Raw genomic sequence first — 14,568 nt, 5'->3', positions numbered from 1 at the left:
CTGTTATCCCCTGTTTGCGCTGTTTTTGTCCACCCGTTCGCCTTAAAAACCACCAGCAGCAGACCAAATACGAAAGGCGCCTGTGCCAACAAAAATGGCCCGCAAGCGGGCCAATTTTCAAGGTTCGGGCGGCAAGCCCTGACGAATACGCTGGATCCCCGCTTCATAGAGACCGTCATCCCCCTCCTGATGCTCCAGGGTTTCGAAGATCTTGAGAAACCACATGTACTGCTCGGGATGGCGGGCCACCTGCATCTCCACCACCCGGTTCATGGCATTGACGTCTGCCAGCAGATCGGCGGTGGGATAAGGGTCAAACGGCGGCTCAATCTCCAGCAGATATCGTCCCGCATCCTCGTCATAGCTGGCGAAGATGGGCACGGCCCTGGCGCCAGTCAGTTTCACCAGCTTGGGCAAGGCTGGCAGGGTTGCCTTGGGGCGGCCAAAGAAGGGAACAAACACGCTCGCCTCGCGGCCGTGATCCTGATCCGGCAGGTAAAAAAAACTGGCACCGGCGCGGATCGACTTGATCGCCGGTTTGATCCCGGCGCTGCGCTCATAGACCTTGCCCCCTTTGGCCCGCTCGCGGTTGATGTACCAGTCGAACACCTGATCTTTCGGGCTCTTCATCATGGTGCACATCTCGATGCCCATCATGGAGAAGTAGCGGCCAATCATGTCGACCGCCCAGGTATGAGGCACCACCAGGATCACCGGGCGGCCTGCAGCCTGCTCCGCTTGCACATGCTCCCAGCCGGTGACCTTGATGCGGCGGGTCAGCCGCGCCTTGCTGCGCCAGCTGAGCTCGCCAAAGCCCATAAAGGTCTTGAGCCCGACCCGGATCGATTTGAGCAGCAGCGCCTGCCGTGCAGCGGCATCCAGCTCGGGAAAGCAGATCTTGAGGTTGGTATCGGCGATATAGGCCTGCTTTTTCGAAAAACGCAGCAGGGTCGGCGAAACCAGATCGGCAAAGCGATCCCTCAATCTCGCGGGGATAAATGCCAGCAGGGAGAGCAGGCCCAGCGCACACCAGCTGCCCCACCATTTGGGATGCAGCAGGCGGCTATGAAATGAGGTATCAAATACCGGATCTAACGCAGACATGGCGGCCATCAAGTCATCAAAAACAAACGGTTATTGTAGTTATCCTGACATTTTTTTCTACCCTGGGGAGGCTGGCCATCGACCCGCAAGGCACTGATCAGACTAGTTATCATAAAAAATGGCCCACCTGGGGCCATTTCAATCAATCCAAATTCTGTGTCAACCGTGGGGCGACAATCCCTTGCGGATCCGCTGGATCCCCGCCTCGTAAAGGCCATCCCGCCCCTCCTGATCCTGACGGGTATCGAAGATCTTGAGGAACCACATGTACTGGCCCGGATGGCGCATCAGCTGCTGTTGCACCATGTCGTTCATGCGACAGGTATCGGCCATCACATCCTCGGTGGGATAGTTGTCGAACGGTGCCTCAATCTCCAGTCGGTAGCAGTGGTTCTCTTCGTCATAGCAGGCGAGCAGCGGCACCGCCTTGGCGCCACTGACCTGCACCAGACGGGGCAAGGCAGGCAGGGTCGCTTTGGGATAGCCAAAGAAGGGGGCGAAGATGCTCTTCTCGCGGCCATGATCCTGATCCGGCAGATAGAAGAAGCTGCGACCGCTCTTGATGGTCCTGATCACCGCCTTGATCCCGGCGCTGCGCTCATAGACGCGGCAACCGTTCTTGGCTCGTGCACGGTTGAGGTGCCAATCAAACACCGGATTGCGCGCCCGTTTCATCATGGTGCACATCGGCACCCCGCGCTGGGTGAAGCAGTAACCGGCGGCATCCACCGGCCAGGTATGGGGCACCACCAGGATCACCGGACGGCCGGCCGCCCGCTCCGCCTCGATATGCTCCCAACCGATCACCTGCATCCGGCTCATCAGATAACGCTGACTGCGCATGGTGAACTCGCCAAATCCCAACAGACTCTTGAGGCCGACCCGGATCGAGGTCAGTGCAATGGCATCCCGCTCTTCCGGGCTCTTGTCCGGGAAGCAGATCTCCAGATTGGTTCTGGCGATATAGATCTGTTTTTTCGAGATACGAAACACCAGCGGTGCCAAGGCTTCGGCCAAACGGTCGCGCAATCGCACCGGCACAAAGGCGAGCAGCATCAGCACACCGAGCGCCAGCCAGCTGAACCAGTAGCGGGGATGCAGAAAACGGGCTTCAAAGGAGGAGTCAAATACGGGATCTTGGGACGACATGTATTGGGGTCGAGCGAAAAAGTGGTGCTGCATTGTAGTCGTCCTGACAGGTAATACCAGTTAAATCCATGGCAAATAGCCCGCCACGGGCGCCACATCAAAAAACCATAAAAAAATGCCCCGCACTGCGGGGCATTTTGCTCGTTACACAACCAGGGTGGAGGCTCTTTGTCCATCCATCGTATGACTGGTCGTTTATCCCGTCGCTCTCGGAGCGCACTGCTTATCCATTTCCCGATGTCACATCTTCTTCAAGACTTAACGGTGAGCACCCTGGCGGGCCATGCCGTTGTTCATTTCTGTATCACGCTGCGGCAGAAAAAACATCAGGTAACGCAGTGCCACATACCCGACGATGACGGTAGCCACCCCCAGCTCGAAGTGGGCCAGCAGTCTGATCTGCTCGACGTAGTGACTGCCTTGCGCAAACCCTTCAACCAAATGGGCCACTTTGAACAGAGCGGTGGCACCGATCACCAGCGGGAAGGTGAAGGCGGCATAACCCGGCGAGAAGGGCAGACGCAGCAGTTTGATGAAGGCCAGATAGATGATGCCGGTCATCAGGATGGCGATCCCCAACAGCACGGCCACCAGCAGCAGTGACGGCTCCTGGCTGACGGTCAGGTAACCGGCCAGAGAGAGACTGGCAGGGGCAGCCAGAATGGCGATGGTCGGTTTGGCGGCATCCGGCACTTCATGGCTGAAGATCAGGCGATAGAGCATCAGCGGCAGCATCAGGCCATAGCAGATGATCCCGAACCAGAGCAGACCGTTGGCCAGCGGGGCAAACTGACCCCCCGGGAAGGCGACGTCAGCCACGATGATGCCTACTGGCGGCACGAACCAGCTCGGCACCATGTGGTGAATTTCAAACTCTTTGGCGCGATGCCAGATAAAGGTGGCCAGGAACAGCAGGTGAACCGCCACGGCAAACAGCCAGAGGGCCTCGCCCGCTTGCGGCGCAATCATACCCAGCGCTTTGGAGACCACCATGGTGCCCATGGCATAGGTCGGTACCACACTGCCCACCACGGGGTGAGCGAGATCCTGCAACAGCAGGCGGGGGTGAAGCAGAAACTTGAAGGTCAGGATCACCAGCAGCACAGCCGCAATGGCAGCGCCCAGCAGTTGCATCCGGCCATCGAAGTGACCGGCATTTTCCCAACACCAACCAAGGCTGGCGATGCCCAGCGCCAGACCCGCCATTGGGGTTGGGGCGGCAGCCAGTGATTTACGGGTTCTTGCGATCATGATGACACCTTTCTATTGATGACTATGGCGATAGGATAATGGTCCCTTATCGTTTACGATATCTAAATGAATTAAATCAATCATTCAGGAAAACCAAACACGATGAAACTGACCCTGCAGCAGCTGAAAGTGTTCGCCACCATTGCCCGCTATGGAAACCTTGGCCTTGCCGCCAACGAGCTCTGCCTGAGCAAGGGGGCCGTCTCCCAGTCGCTGCAGGAGCTGGAGCGCCAGCTCTCCACCCCGCTGTTTGACCGCATTCACCCCAGATTGCAGCTCAACAACGAGGGGCGCCTGTTGCAACCGGCCGCCGAAGAGCTGCTGACCCGGATGCAGGATATCGAGAACCTGTTCAGTCCCGATGCCGAGCCGAGCGGCCAGCTTCGCCTTGGTGCCAGCCAGACCATCGGCAACTACCTGCTCCCCACCCTGCTCGCCAGCAGCAAACAGGAGCTGGGACTCCCCCCCAAGGTGACCATCAACAACACTCACCTGCTCTGTCATGCGCTGGCCAACTTCGAGCTGGATATGGCACTGATCGAGGGGGAGAACCACCACCCCGACCTGCTCGCCGAACCCTGGCTGCAGGACGAGATGCTGGTGGTGGCGCCACCCGGTCACCCGCTTGCCAGCAAGAAGGAGCTCTCCCTCTCCCGACTGGGGGGCGAAACCTGGGTATTGCGTGAAGCACAATCGGGCAGCCGCGAGCAATTTATCCAGCAGATCCAGCCCGAGCTGCCCCGCTGGCAACCAGGGCTTGAACTCAACACCCTGGAGGCGGTGATGCTGGCGGTGGAGAAGGGGCTTGGCATCTCCTTTATCTCCCGGCTGGCAGCCTCGGATCGCCTGGCAGATGGGCGGCTGATCGCCCTGCCCCTCTCCCGCCGCTTCCCGCGCCAGCTCTCCCTTATCTGGCACAAGCAGAAGTACCACTCCACCTCCCTGCGCCACTTTATCCACTTCTGCCGGGCTCAGGTGAAGGATGCCGAGGTGATCAGCCCGGACTAGCCCCCGGTCATATCATCGCTAGCAAACCAGAGCGCCTATGGCGGAAAAGCAAAATGCAGGGATGGAACCGTTGCTCCATCCCTTTGATTACTACACTGTGCAACCTACTACCTACCGCAGACGAGTCACCCTTTCTCCCCGTATCACGACCCCGCATTCAGCCGTGTCGACGCCGTTGTTCGGGGGTGACGAACCCTCCCAGCGGCTTCGTCACAAGTGACGAACGTCACAGTTCGACAGTCACATCAGCGCTTCAACTCGACTGCATACAGATTTTTATTTATTTAAAAACAGAAACTTAAGACCAATTTCGCTGCAAAAACCAATCTGGCCCGTATCTTGCCAACCTGCCCCTACTTTCTCCGTTCGCGACACGACAAGGTAGGCTATGAACCGCTTCGTTATCGCTGACCCCAAGCTTTGTATCGGCTGTGGCACCTGTATGGCGGCCTGCAGCGAGGTACACAAGGCACAAGGTTTGCAGCAAGCCCCCCGTTTAACCGTTATGCGACACGAGCAGGCGACCATGCCGGTTCAGTGCCGTCACTGTGACGATGCCCCCTGCATCAAGGTGTGCCCGGTCGAGGCAATTCGCCAAACCGGCGATTGCGTGCAACTCAACGAGTCGCTCTGCATCGGCTGCAATCTCTGCGCCGTGGCCTGTCCCTTTGGCGCCATCCAGAGCGGCGGCAGCCGTCCGGTGGCCGTAGCCACCAGTTACGACACCTATATCCCCTGCTCCATCCGCTCCAGCAACCCCTCCACCTCTGCCGGCCTGCGCTGCTTTGGCGAGGATCTGCTGAGCTGGGAGCCGGGGGTGCGCAGCATCGCCGTCAAGTGCGACCTGTGCGAGTTTCGCGCCGATGGCCCGGCCTGTGTCGGAGCCTGCCCCTCCCAGGCACTGAAGCTGGTCAATGACGGCGACACCGAACGCGCCGCCCGTATCCGTCGCCAGCAAGCGGCCGACACCAACCCGCAAGGGGCTTCTGCCTTCTCGGCGCCCGCCACGGCGCTCCCTGTATCCGATTTATCCACCACAGAGGGAGTTCGCTGATGTTGTCCCCCCTTGTTATGGCTACGCTCCTGCTCTTTTTGCTGGGCGCTGCCGCCGGTTTGCTCCTGCAAAAGCTGCCCGCACTGGCCAACCGCCTCAACAGTGGCTTTGCCCTGCTGGGCTCACTCGCGGGTCTGGTCGCCGCCATCCAGATCTTTGCTCAAGGCGCCCCCGTCGATGGCCAGCTCTGGCTGCTGGGCTCAGTGCACCTCGATATGCTCTCCGCGCTGATGCTGCTGGTGATTAGCACCGTCGGCGTCGCCGTCGCCCTCTACTCCTTTGCCTATATCCGCGAATATCAGGGCAAGGGGGATGTGGCCATCGGCGCGCTGATGAACCTCTTCCTGTTTGCCATGGTGGGCATGGTACTGGCCGACAATGCGCTCGGTTTCTTGCTCTGCTACGAGCTGGTGACCCTCACCACCTACTGGCTGGTCAAGACCAACCCCGAGGCCGCCAAACAGAGCCGTCTCTATCTGGTGATGAACCATATCGGCATGGCACTGGTGCTGATCGCCTTCTGGCTGCTCTGCCGCGAAAGCGGCTCGCTGGAGTTCGCCGCGCTGCGTGAGCATCATCTGGCGGGCGTATTGGCATCCCTGGTGTTCCTACTCAGCTTCTGCGGCTTTGGCCTGCGCGCCGGTTTCGTGCCGCTGCACGGCTGGCTGCCGGTGGCCGAGCCCGTCGCCCCTTCCCATATCTCGGCGCTGATGTCCGGCGTCATGGTGAAGCTGGGTCTCTTTGGCATCTTGCGGGTCAGTATCGATTTTCTCGGCGCCAGCCAGCTCTGGTGGGGCTATGTGGTGCTGATCTTCGGTGCCTGTTCGGCGGTGCTCGGGGTGCTGTTTGCGCTGGCCGAGCATGACCTCAAGCGGCTGCTCGCCTACCACACGGTGGAGAACATCGGCATCATCCTGATGGGGATGGGCATCGGCATGATCGGCATCGCCAACCAGCAACCGGCACTGGTGGTGCTGGGGCTACTCGGCGCGCTTTATCACTTGCTCAACCACGCCATCTTCAAGAGCCTGCTCTTTATGGGCACCGGCTCTGTGATGTTCCGTCTGCACACCCGTGATATGGACAAGATGGGGGGGCTGGCCAAACTGATGCCCTGGACCGCGCTGGCGTTCCTCATCGGTGCCATGGCCATCTCGGCGCTGCCGCCCCTCAACGGCTTTGTCAGCGAGTGGTTTATCTATCAGTCGCTGCTCTCCATGACCAAACTCGGCACCTCGGTCGTCGCGCCGCTCGCGGTAGTGATGCTGGCGGTGACCGGCGCCATGGCGGTGATGTGTTTCGTCAAGGTGTACGGCATCTGCTTCTGCGGCGCCCCGCGCAGCGAACACGCGAGCCACGCCCGCGAAGTGCCGGGCGCCATGGTGGCTGGCACCCTGCTGCTGGCCGCCGTCTGTCTGGTGCTGGGTCTGGGCGCCCCCTGGATTGCCCCCCATATCGCCAGCTATGGTCAGGCACTCGTTGCCAGCCAGATGAGTGTCGCCACCGGCGCCACCCTGCTGCCACTCGACAGCTCACAAGCGATCCTCTCCCCGCCCGTTATCGCCATCACCTTGCTGGGTCTGTTCCTCATCCCGTTGCTGGTACTGGCCATCTTCAAGGGCCCCAAGCTGGGTCGTCGTCACGCTGGCACCCCGTGGGCTTGTGGTTACGCCTATGAGGAGCGCATGAGCCTCACCTCCGGCGGTGTCACCCACACCTTGCGCCAACTCTGCGCGCCGCTCTATCGCAAGCAGCCCCAGCTCGATCTGGCCAGCGCCCTGCACGGGGTGAGCGATACCAACGGCAACACCGGCTGGCCGCTGCTCTCTTTAATAAATGGCGTTGTGCTGGCGCTCTTTATCCTGATGGCTGTAGGAGTCTGATATGCCTGTTCTTGAAATGCCGAGCTGGGGCATGGTTGCCCTCGCCCTGACCCAGGCCATCGCCATGCTGGCGCTGGCGCCGCTCGCCACCGGTTTCAACCGGGTGCTGCGGGCCAAGATGCACTCCCGTCAGGGGCCGGGCCTGCTGCAGGATTACCGGGATATCGCCAAGCTCCTGCGCCGCCAGGAGGTAACTCCCGAACCTGCCGGCATCATCTTCAACCTGATGCCTGCGCTGCTCATCGCCGCCCTCTTGCTGGTGGGGATGGCGCTGCCGACCCTGACTCATGAGTCCCCCTTCCCCATCGCCGGGGATCTCATCACCGACATCTATCTGTTCGCCATCTTCCGCTTCTTCTTCTCCCTCTCGGGGCTCGACAGCGGCAGCATGTTTGCAGGGATCGGTGCCCGCCGCGAGTTGACGCTGGGCATTCTGGTGGAGCCCATTCTGGTGCTCGCCTGCTTCATCATGGCGATGATGGTGGGCAGCTCGGATCTGGGCAATATCAGCCGCTATGTGGCGACCCAGCCACTGGCCGCGCCCATCGCCACCCTGCTGGCCGGTGCCGCTTGCGCCTTCGCGGTGTTTGTCGAGATGGGCAAGCTGCCCTTTGACTGCGCCGAAGCCGAGCAGGAGCTGCAGGAGGGGCCGCTCACCGAGTATTCCGGTGCGGGCCTCGCCCTGCTCAAGCTCTCCATCGGCCTCAAGCAACTGGTGGTGGTGCAGCTCTTTCTGGTGATTTTCCTCCCCTTTGGCAAGGCGGCCAACTGGAGTCTGCCGGCGCTCATCGGCGCGGCGCTGATCCTCGCCTGCAAGCTGCTGGTGGCCTTTTTTCTGGCCGGCATCATCGAAAACGCCATGGCCCGCACCCAGTTCGTGCGCACCCACAAGCTCACCCGCTACGGCTTGGGGCTGGCCCTGCTGGCGCTACTCGCCTATCTGGTCGGGATCTGAATCATGCCCGCCAGCACAGCAATTTTTTCCGATTTCATCATTTGTGAATGCTCATTCCCGAACATTAAAGTGAGAACTGCATGACCATCGCCATTTCGGATCGCATCGGCTGCGACTACATCCAGCAGGTGCGAGCCCAACTGCCCCACGCCATCGTCGACGAGGAGTGGCAAACCGCCGATCAGGCCACAATCACCGTCAAGCCCACCAGTCTGGTCGAAACGGCCAGCCTGATCTTCCATCAGCTGGGGGGCTGGCTTCCGCTCTCCTTTGCCAATGACGAGCGCAGCCTCAACGGCCACTTCGCCGTCTACCACGTCTTCTCCATGGAGGGCGACACCAAGTGCTGGATCACCGTCAAGGTGCTGGTGGATGCCGATACCCAGGAGTACCCCTCCATCACCCCGACCATTCCGGCGGCGGTGTGGGGCGAGCGGGAGATCCGCGACATGTACGGCCTGCGCGCCATCGGCCTGCCGGACGAACGCCGTCTGGTACTGCCGGACGACTGGCCGGAGGATATCCACCCCCTGCGCAAGGACGCCATGGATTATCGCCAGCGCCCGATGCCCACCACCGACACCGAGACCTACCCCTTCGTCAACGAATTGGGCAGTGATGCCAACCGCATCGTTCCGGTCGGCCCGCTGCACATCACCTCGGACGAACCGGGCCACTTTCGTCTGTTCGTCGATGGCGAAGACATCATTGATGCCGACTACCGCCTCTTTTATGTCCATCGCGGCATGGAGAAGCTGGCTGAAACCCGCATGGGCTACAACGAAGTGGCGTTTCTGACCGACCGGGTCTGCGGCATCTGCGGATTTACCCACAGCGTCGCCTACACCACCTCGGTAGAGAACGCCATGGGCATTCCGGTGCCCGAGCGGGCCAAGATGATCCGCGCCGTGCTGCTGGAAGTGGAGCGCCTGCACAGCCATATCCTCAACATCGGCCTGTCGAGCCACTTCACCGGTTTCGACACCGGCTTCATGCAGTTCTTCCGGGTGCGGGAGAAATCCATGACCTTGGCCGAGCTGCTGACCGGCGCCCGCAAGACCTACGGTCTCAACCTGATTGGCGGGGTGCGCCGCGACATCTTCAAGGAAGATCGCATCAAGGGTGCCCAGCTGGTGCGTGAGCTGCGTGATGAGCTCAAACCCCTGGTGGCCATGCTGCTGGATACCGCCAACATCTCCTCCCGCCTCATCGGTATCGGCAAGCTCGACCCGCAGATTGCCCGCGATTTCAGCTGCGTCGGCCCCATGGTGCGGGCGAGCGGCTTCAAGCGTGACGTGCGCCGGGTTCACGACTTTGCCGGTTACCGCGAGCTGCCGATGGAGATCCAGACCAAGGCGGGTTGCGATGTGCAATCCCGGGTGCTGGTACGGATCCACGAGCTCTACGACTCCCTCGACATGATTGAGTTTGGTCTTGAGCACCTGCCGGAGGGGCCGCTTTTGACCGAAGGGTTCACCTACCAGCCGGGCAAGTTTGCGCTGGGCTTTACCGAGGCGCCTCGCGGCGAGAACGTCCACTGGAGCATGACCGGAGACAACCAGAAGCTGTTCCGCTGGCGCTGCCGCGCCGCCACCTACGCCAACTGGCCTGCTCTGCGCTACATGCTGCGCGGCAATACCGTGGCCGATGCACCGCTCATCATCGGCAGTCTGGATCCCTGCTACTCCTGTACCGACCGGGTCACCCTGGTCGACCCCAAGAAGGGCAAATCCACCGTGGTCTCCTACAAGGAGATCGAGCGCTACGGCATCGATCGCAAAAACTCTCCGCTGAAATAAGGGGTCATCATGATCAAGCTGTTCAAGACCATCCTCAAGGCTGGCACCCCGACCGCCAAGTACCCCTTCGCCCCTTACGAGGTGAACCGGGATTTTCGCGGCAAACCCAAATATCAGGCGGATCAGTGCATCGCCTGCGCCGCCTGCACCAAGGCCTGCCCGGCCAATGCGCTGGTGATGGAAGTGGACATGGAGACCGGCGAACGGCGCTGGGAGATCTCCATGGCGCGCTGCATCTTCTGCGGCCGCTGCGAAGAGGTCTGCCCGACCCGCGCCATCGCCCTCTCCCCCGAGTTCGAACTGGCGGTAACCAACAAGGCCGATCTCTATGAGGAGGCCCGCTTCGCGCTGGCCCCCTGCACCCTGTGCGGCACCTACTTTGCCCCGAGCAAGCTGGTGGCGCTGGTGGAGGACACCCTCAAGCAGGCGGGCACACCGCTGAGCACCCCGGAGTGGCTGCACCACTGCCCCGACTGCAAACGAAAACAGAGCATGCTGAGCCAGCCTGACTCGGCCCTGATCACACCGATAGCCACACAACAGGAGTGGATGTGATGAGCAAGATCAAAGGCATAGAACCGGTTGTCGGCCATGCCCATACCCGCGCCGTGCCGCTGGCACAGGATCCCGAGATCACCAAACTCAAGAAGACCCTGCTCAAAGACATTCGCCGCTCGGCCTATGTCTACCGGGTCGATTGCGGCGGCTGCAACGCCTGCGAGATCGAGATCTTCGCCACCATCACCCCGCTGTTCGATGCCGAGCGTTTCGGCATCAAGGTGGTCGCCTCCCCCCGCCACGCCGACATCCTGCTCTTTACCGGCGCGGTAACCCGGGCGATGCGGGTACCCGCCCTGCGCGCCTACGAGGCGGCACCCGATCCCAAGATCTGCATTGCCTACGGCGCCTGCGGCTGTGACGGTGGCATCTTCCACGACCTCTACTGCGTCTGGGGCGGCACCGACAAGATCGTGCCGGTGGATGTCTATATCCCCGGCTGCCCTCCGACACCGGCGGCCACCATCTACGGCTTTGCCGTGGCGCTCGGTCTGCTTGAGCAGAAACTCAAAGCCACCAGCCACGAGGTGCAACCGGGTGAGCGGGTCGAGCTGCGCCACACCGGCATCCCCAATGAAATCCGGGTGATGATCGAGCGCGAAGCGCGCCGCATGGCCGGTTATCGTCAGGGGCGGATCATTGCCGACGAATTCATGGCCCTGCTCGAAGGGGCGACCCAGCAGGATGTGGATCTGCGCATCCAGAGCTACCTCGATCAGCACGACGATCCGCGTCTCTCGGAGATCGTCAACAACCTCGCAAACGCCTGCCTCAACCGGGCGGCCGGCAAGGGAGAGGCGGTACATGGCTGACGAGGTTTTTTTCTACCGCCTCTCGCGCAAGTTCGTCGACGAGCAGTTCGACGTGCCGAAAGAGGCCAGGGAGGTGATGTACTACAGCCTCGCCATCGGCCATCACCTCGGCATCGTCGATTGCCTGCGAGCAGACCTGGTCTGCTCGCTGATCGGTTATCGCGACTGGGTGGCCAAGCTGCCAGAGGGAAGTGAAGCGCGCCGCAAGATGGAGGGATTTCTCACCTTTGGCGAGATCACCATCTATCGCGAGCACTGCCATATGCTGGCCTGCGCCTTCGACCGACTGCGCAAAGCCGACAATCTGCTCGATGAGCAGGAGCTGGGCTGGACCAACACCTTTATGGATCAGCTCACCGCCCTCTTTAACGACCCCCATATGTACCTGATGGTAAGGAGCCGCTGATGGGCTGCAATCTCGTGTTGACCGTGGGCAATGCCATGATGGGGGACGACGGTGCCGGCCCCTATCTCGCCGACAAGCTGCAGGCCGCCCCCCTGCCCGGCTGGATCCATATCGACGGCGGCATCGCGCCGGAAAATGTGGTCTACAAGGTGCGGGAGCTGCAACCTGAGCGGGTGGTGCTGGTGGATGCCGCCGAGATCGGCGAGAAGGCGGGAACCCTGCAGGTGATCCCCCCCGAGACCATCGCCGAGATGTTTATCTTCTCGACCCACAATATGCCGCTCAATTTCCTGATCGACGAGCTCAAGACCTTTGTCCCCGAAGTGATCTTTGTCGGGGTACAACCGGCCATCATGGCGTTCTCCTTCCCGATGACCGAGATGGTGAGCGAGGCGATGGATTATCTTTATCAGCATCTTGATGCAGCCAAAGATACCGGCTTGTTAATAGATAAACTGGACAGCTGGAATATTGCCAACGCCGAGCGATAACTATTTATCGAGTTGTTAAAGACCGTTATTGACCGACGGTTCCAGCAATGTGATCGAGGCCCGATGTTAAATTAAAAACATCGGGCTAATTGTGCTGAACTTGATATAAAACAAGGTTCTTTGATTTTTTCAAAAAATCGCTAACTCTCGCTTTTTTATGACAAAAAAAGCGTTGCCAGTCACAGAAATTTGCCACAAAATGGCGGCCGTTACGGAAGTTGATGGGGTCTGGTGGCCTCCTCGGTCTTCAAAACCGATGTGAGCCGAGAAGGCTTTGGCAGGTTCGATTCCTGCCTCTTCCGCCAAATTTATCTATTGAACAAATACTCTCCCGCTGAATTTTTCGGCCTGAATGTTATTTCCATTGTTTGTTCAATATGTTTGAAGTAATACCTTAAAAAAGGTGCTTGCCGCTTGCCAATATAATCCGAACTCAGGTTATCTCGCTGGCCAAAAATTAATTTATCAGCATCGATGCAGCATTAATTTATACCCGCTCATTGATGCATCCAGTTTGCACTCATCCGCAAATCGCCAGCACTGCCATAACCCGTCAGCTCGGCCTCTCTATCGGCAAACCGGTGCGCATCCCGAACCCACGCACTGCACTGGTAATCCCATGCCGAACTCGTCTCACGCGCCAGCCATCCCCCACCGCCAGCCCGCATCAGGTCAGGCTGCCGACGATTCACTGCCAGATTCACAGCAACAGCCCGGCCAGCAACAAACCCGCTGTCTGCCACAAGTAGAACAGCTGCTGCAACAACCTTTTCTCGCCGGGTTTATCGAGGCGCTGAGCCGCCCGCTGGTGACTCAGGCGGTGCGCGACACCCTCAGCGAACTGCGCCAGAGCGAATATTTTCGCCAGCATGGCGTCGCCCCCGAGCAGATCGAGGCGCTGATTGCCAAACGCTGCCGGCAGCAGTTGCGCCAGCGTCAGACCCGAGTGATCAACGCCACCGGCACCCTGGTGCATACCAATCTGGGGCGCTCGCCATTAAGTCACGAACTGTGGGACGAGGTGCGTGACCTCAACATCGGCTACAACAATCTGGAGCTGGATCTCGCCACCGGCAAACGCGGCGGGCGCAAGGGGCTGATCGCTCCCCTGCTCGGTTGCCTCACCCAGGCTGAGGATTCGCTGGTGGTCAACAACAACGCCGCTTCGCTCTTTTTGCTGCTGCAGGAGGTGGCCAAGGGGCGCGAGGTGATCGTCTCGCGCGGCGAGCAGATCCAGATTGGCGGCGGCTTTCGCATCCCCGATATTCTGGCGCTCTCCGGTGCCAAACTGGTGGAGGTGGGCACCACCAATATCACTACCGCCAAGGATTACCTCGATGCCATCACCGATCAGACCGCGCTGGTGCTGATGGTGCACAGATCCAATTTCGCCATTCGCGGCTTTACCGAATCCCCCGATATCGGCGAGGTGGCCCGCGCCCTGCCCGAACATGTAGTGCTGGCGGTGGATCAGGGCTCCGGCTTGACCACCGAAGAGTTTGCGCCGGATGAAACCTCGGTGCGCCAGTACATCAAGGCGGGGGCAGATCTGGTCTGCTACTCAGGCGACAAGCTCTTGGGCGGCCCGCAATCGGGCATCATCAGTGGCCGCAGCGATCTTATCAAGCGGCTGGAAAAACACCCCATGATGCGTACCTTCCGCCCGAGCCGCATCGTCTACTCCCTGCTCGAACGGCTGCTCATCCACAAGCTCAACAAATCTCCCGTCGGCGAGGGTATCGCCCAACGGACTTTGAGCAACCCGGCCGCCATGGAGGCAAGAGCCGATCAGCTGATGGCCGCCCTGCCCGGTTGTTTTGTGCCGGTCCCCGCCCAGCTGGTGGTGGGCGGCGGCACCCTGCCGGATGAGTTCTACCCGGCCCCTGCGCTCGAATGCACCGACCCGCGCCCGGCTCAGCAGCTGCTCGACGATTTGCGCGAACTGCCAGTGCCGGTCATCGCCACCGTGCGCCAGCAGAAGGTGCTGCTCAATATGGCCACCCTGCTGCCGACCGAAATGGAACTGCTGATCGCCCAACTCAAGGAATTGCTGCGGCCCGCCCCGTTCAATGCAACAAATGCGACCGAGGAGCCCTGA

13 protein-coding genes and 1 tRNA gene are annotated in these 14,568 nt (G+C 60.4%); 11 read left to right on the top strand and 3 right to left on the bottom strand.

Annotated elements, in window-relative coordinates; all coding sequences use genetic code 11:
• Window positions 1-117: 117 nt before the first annotated feature.
• The 3 genes from I6L47_RS01925 to I6L47_RS01915 all read right to left on the bottom strand — a co-directional run bounded on the left by I6L47_RS01925 (window position 118) and on the right by I6L47_RS01915 (window position 3,504).
• Complete coding sequence (locus I6L47_RS01925) at window positions 118-1,113, bottom strand: lauroyl-Kdo(2)-lipid IV(A) myristoyltransferase (protein WP_216948534.1); 996 nt, start codon at window positions 1,111-1,113, stop codon at window positions 118-120.
• Between the two features lie 150 nt (window positions 1,114-1,263).
• The gene (gene lpxM, locus I6L47_RS01920; protein WP_216948533.1) at window positions 1,264-2,253 is read right to left on the bottom strand and encodes a lauroyl-Kdo(2)-lipid IV(A) myristoyltransferase; all 990 of its coding nucleotides are present in this window, start codon (window positions 2,251-2,253) and stop codon (window positions 1,264-1,266) included.
• Between the two features lie 258 nt (window positions 2,254-2,511).
• Complete coding sequence (locus tag I6L47_RS01915; protein ID WP_005333439.1) at window positions 2,512-3,504, bottom strand: TDT family transporter; 993 nt, start codon at window positions 3,502-3,504, stop codon at window positions 2,512-2,514.
• 102 nt (window positions 3,505-3,606) lie between these two features.
• Here I6L47_RS01915 and I6L47_RS01910 point away from each other — a divergent pair, with 102 nt between their 5' ends.
• The 11 genes from I6L47_RS01910 to selA all read left to right on the top strand — a co-directional run bounded on the left by I6L47_RS01910 (window position 3,607) and on the right by selA (window position 14,568).
• Window positions 3,607-4,512, top strand: a complete 906-nt coding sequence (locus tag I6L47_RS01910; RefSeq protein ID WP_216948532.1) for a LysR substrate-binding domain-containing protein — start codon at window positions 3,607-3,609, stop codon at window positions 4,510-4,512.
• A 388-nt stretch (window positions 4,513-4,900) separates the two neighbouring features.
• Window positions 4,901-5,566, top strand: a complete 666-nt coding sequence (locus tag I6L47_RS01905) for a 4Fe-4S dicluster domain-containing protein (RefSeq protein ID WP_213389514.1) — start codon at window positions 4,901-4,903, stop codon at window positions 5,564-5,566.
• Complete coding sequence (gene hyfB, locus I6L47_RS01900; RefSeq protein ID WP_216948531.1) at window positions 5,566-7,449, top strand: hydrogenase 4 subunit B; 1,884 nt, start codon at window positions 5,566-5,568, stop codon at window positions 7,447-7,449. The genes I6L47_RS01905 and hyfB overlap by 1 nt, the downstream gene beginning before the upstream one ends.
• A 1-nt stretch (window position 7,450) precedes the next feature.
• A complete protein-coding gene (locus I6L47_RS01895; protein WP_216948530.1) occupies window positions 7,451-8,404 on the top strand; it encodes a respiratory chain complex I subunit 1 family protein in 954 nt (317 codons plus the stop codon).
• Between the two features lie 80 nt (window positions 8,405-8,484).
• A complete protein-coding gene (locus I6L47_RS01890) occupies window positions 8,485-10,203 on the top strand; it encodes an NADH-quinone oxidoreductase subunit C (RefSeq protein ID WP_017784116.1) in 1,719 nt (572 codons plus the stop codon).
• A 9-nt stretch (window positions 10,204-10,212) separates the two neighbouring features.
• Window positions 10,213-10,758, top strand: a complete 546-nt coding sequence (locus I6L47_RS01885; protein ID WP_216948529.1) for a formate hydrogenlyase complex iron-sulfur subunit — start codon at window positions 10,213-10,215, stop codon at window positions 10,756-10,758.
• Entirely contained in the window at window positions 10,758-11,573 is an 816-nt protein-coding gene (locus tag I6L47_RS01880) for an NADH-quinone oxidoreductase subunit B family protein (protein WP_005333324.1), read from the top strand. The genes I6L47_RS01885 and I6L47_RS01880 overlap by 1 nt, the downstream gene beginning before the upstream one ends.
• Complete coding sequence (locus I6L47_RS01875; protein WP_216948528.1) at window positions 11,566-11,979, top strand: formate hydrogenlyase maturation HycH family protein; 414 nt, start codon at window positions 11,566-11,568, stop codon at window positions 11,977-11,979. The genes I6L47_RS01880 and I6L47_RS01875 overlap by 8 nt, the downstream gene beginning before the upstream one ends.
• A complete protein-coding gene (gene hycI / locus I6L47_RS01870; RefSeq protein ID WP_216948527.1) occupies window positions 11,979-12,470 on the top strand; it encodes a hydrogenase maturation peptidase HycI in 492 nt (163 codons plus the stop codon). Before I6L47_RS01875 ends, hycI begins: the two co-directional genes overlap by 1 nt.
• A gap of 213 nt (window positions 12,471-12,683) precedes the next feature.
• Window positions 12,684-12,775, top strand: a tRNA-Sec gene (locus I6L47_RS01865).
• 314 nt (window positions 12,776-13,089) lie between these two features.
• Complete coding sequence (gene selA / locus I6L47_RS01860) at window positions 13,090-14,568, top strand: L-seryl-tRNA(Sec) selenium transferase (RefSeq protein WP_216948526.1); 1,479 nt, start codon at window positions 13,090-13,092, stop codon at window positions 14,566-14,568.

The organism is Aeromonas sp. FDAARGOS 1417, from assembly GCF_019046985.1.
Lineage (GTDB): Bacteria > Pseudomonadota > Gammaproteobacteria > Enterobacterales > Aeromonadaceae > Aeromonas > Aeromonas veronii.
The sequence above is the reverse complement of the archived record's forward strand: the minus strand, read 5'-3'. Positions and strand labels throughout refer to the sequence as shown.

What these genes read in the sequence shown, in the direction of transcription:
- I6L47_RS01925 (WP_216948534.1), bottom strand. Translation starts at nt 1,113, where the DNA reads ATGGCCGCCATGTCTGCGTTAGATCCGGTATTTGATACCTCATTTCAT.
- lpxM (WP_216948533.1), bottom strand. Translation starts at nt 2,253, where the DNA reads ATGTCGTCCCAAGATCCCGTATTTGACTCCTCCTTTGAAGCCCGTTTT.
- I6L47_RS01915 (WP_005333439.1), bottom strand. Translation starts at nt 3,504, where the DNA reads ATGATCGCAAGAACCCGTAAATCACTGGCTGCCGCCCCAACCCCAATG.
- I6L47_RS01910 (WP_216948532.1), top strand. Translation starts at nt 3,607, where the DNA reads ATGAAACTGACCCTGCAGCAGCTGAAAGTGTTCGCCACCATTGCCCGC.
- I6L47_RS01905 (WP_213389514.1), top strand. Translation starts at nt 4,901, where the DNA reads ATGAACCGCTTCGTTATCGCTGACCCCAAGCTTTGTATCGGCTGTGGC.
- hyfB (WP_216948531.1), top strand. Translation starts at nt 5,566, where the DNA reads ATGTTGTCCCCCCTTGTTATGGCTACGCTCCTGCTCTTTTTGCTGGGC.
- I6L47_RS01895 (WP_216948530.1), top strand. Translation starts at nt 7,451, where the DNA reads ATGCCTGTTCTTGAAATGCCGAGCTGGGGCATGGTTGCCCTCGCCCTG.
- I6L47_RS01890 (WP_017784116.1), top strand. Translation starts at nt 8,485, where the DNA reads ATGACCATCGCCATTTCGGATCGCATCGGCTGCGACTACATCCAGCAG.
- I6L47_RS01885 (WP_216948529.1), top strand. Translation starts at nt 10,213, where the DNA reads ATGATCAAGCTGTTCAAGACCATCCTCAAGGCTGGCACCCCGACCGCC.
- I6L47_RS01880 (WP_005333324.1), top strand. Translation starts at nt 10,758, where the DNA reads ATGAGCAAGATCAAAGGCATAGAACCGGTTGTCGGCCATGCCCATACC.
- I6L47_RS01875 (WP_216948528.1), top strand. Translation starts at nt 11,566, where the DNA reads ATGGCTGACGAGGTTTTTTTCTACCGCCTCTCGCGCAAGTTCGTCGAC.
- hycI (WP_216948527.1), top strand. Translation starts at nt 11,979, where the DNA reads ATGGGCTGCAATCTCGTGTTGACCGTGGGCAATGCCATGATGGGGGAC.
- selA (WP_216948526.1), top strand. Translation starts at nt 13,090, where the DNA reads ATGCCGAACTCGTCTCACGCGCCAGCCATCCCCCACCGCCAGCCCGCA.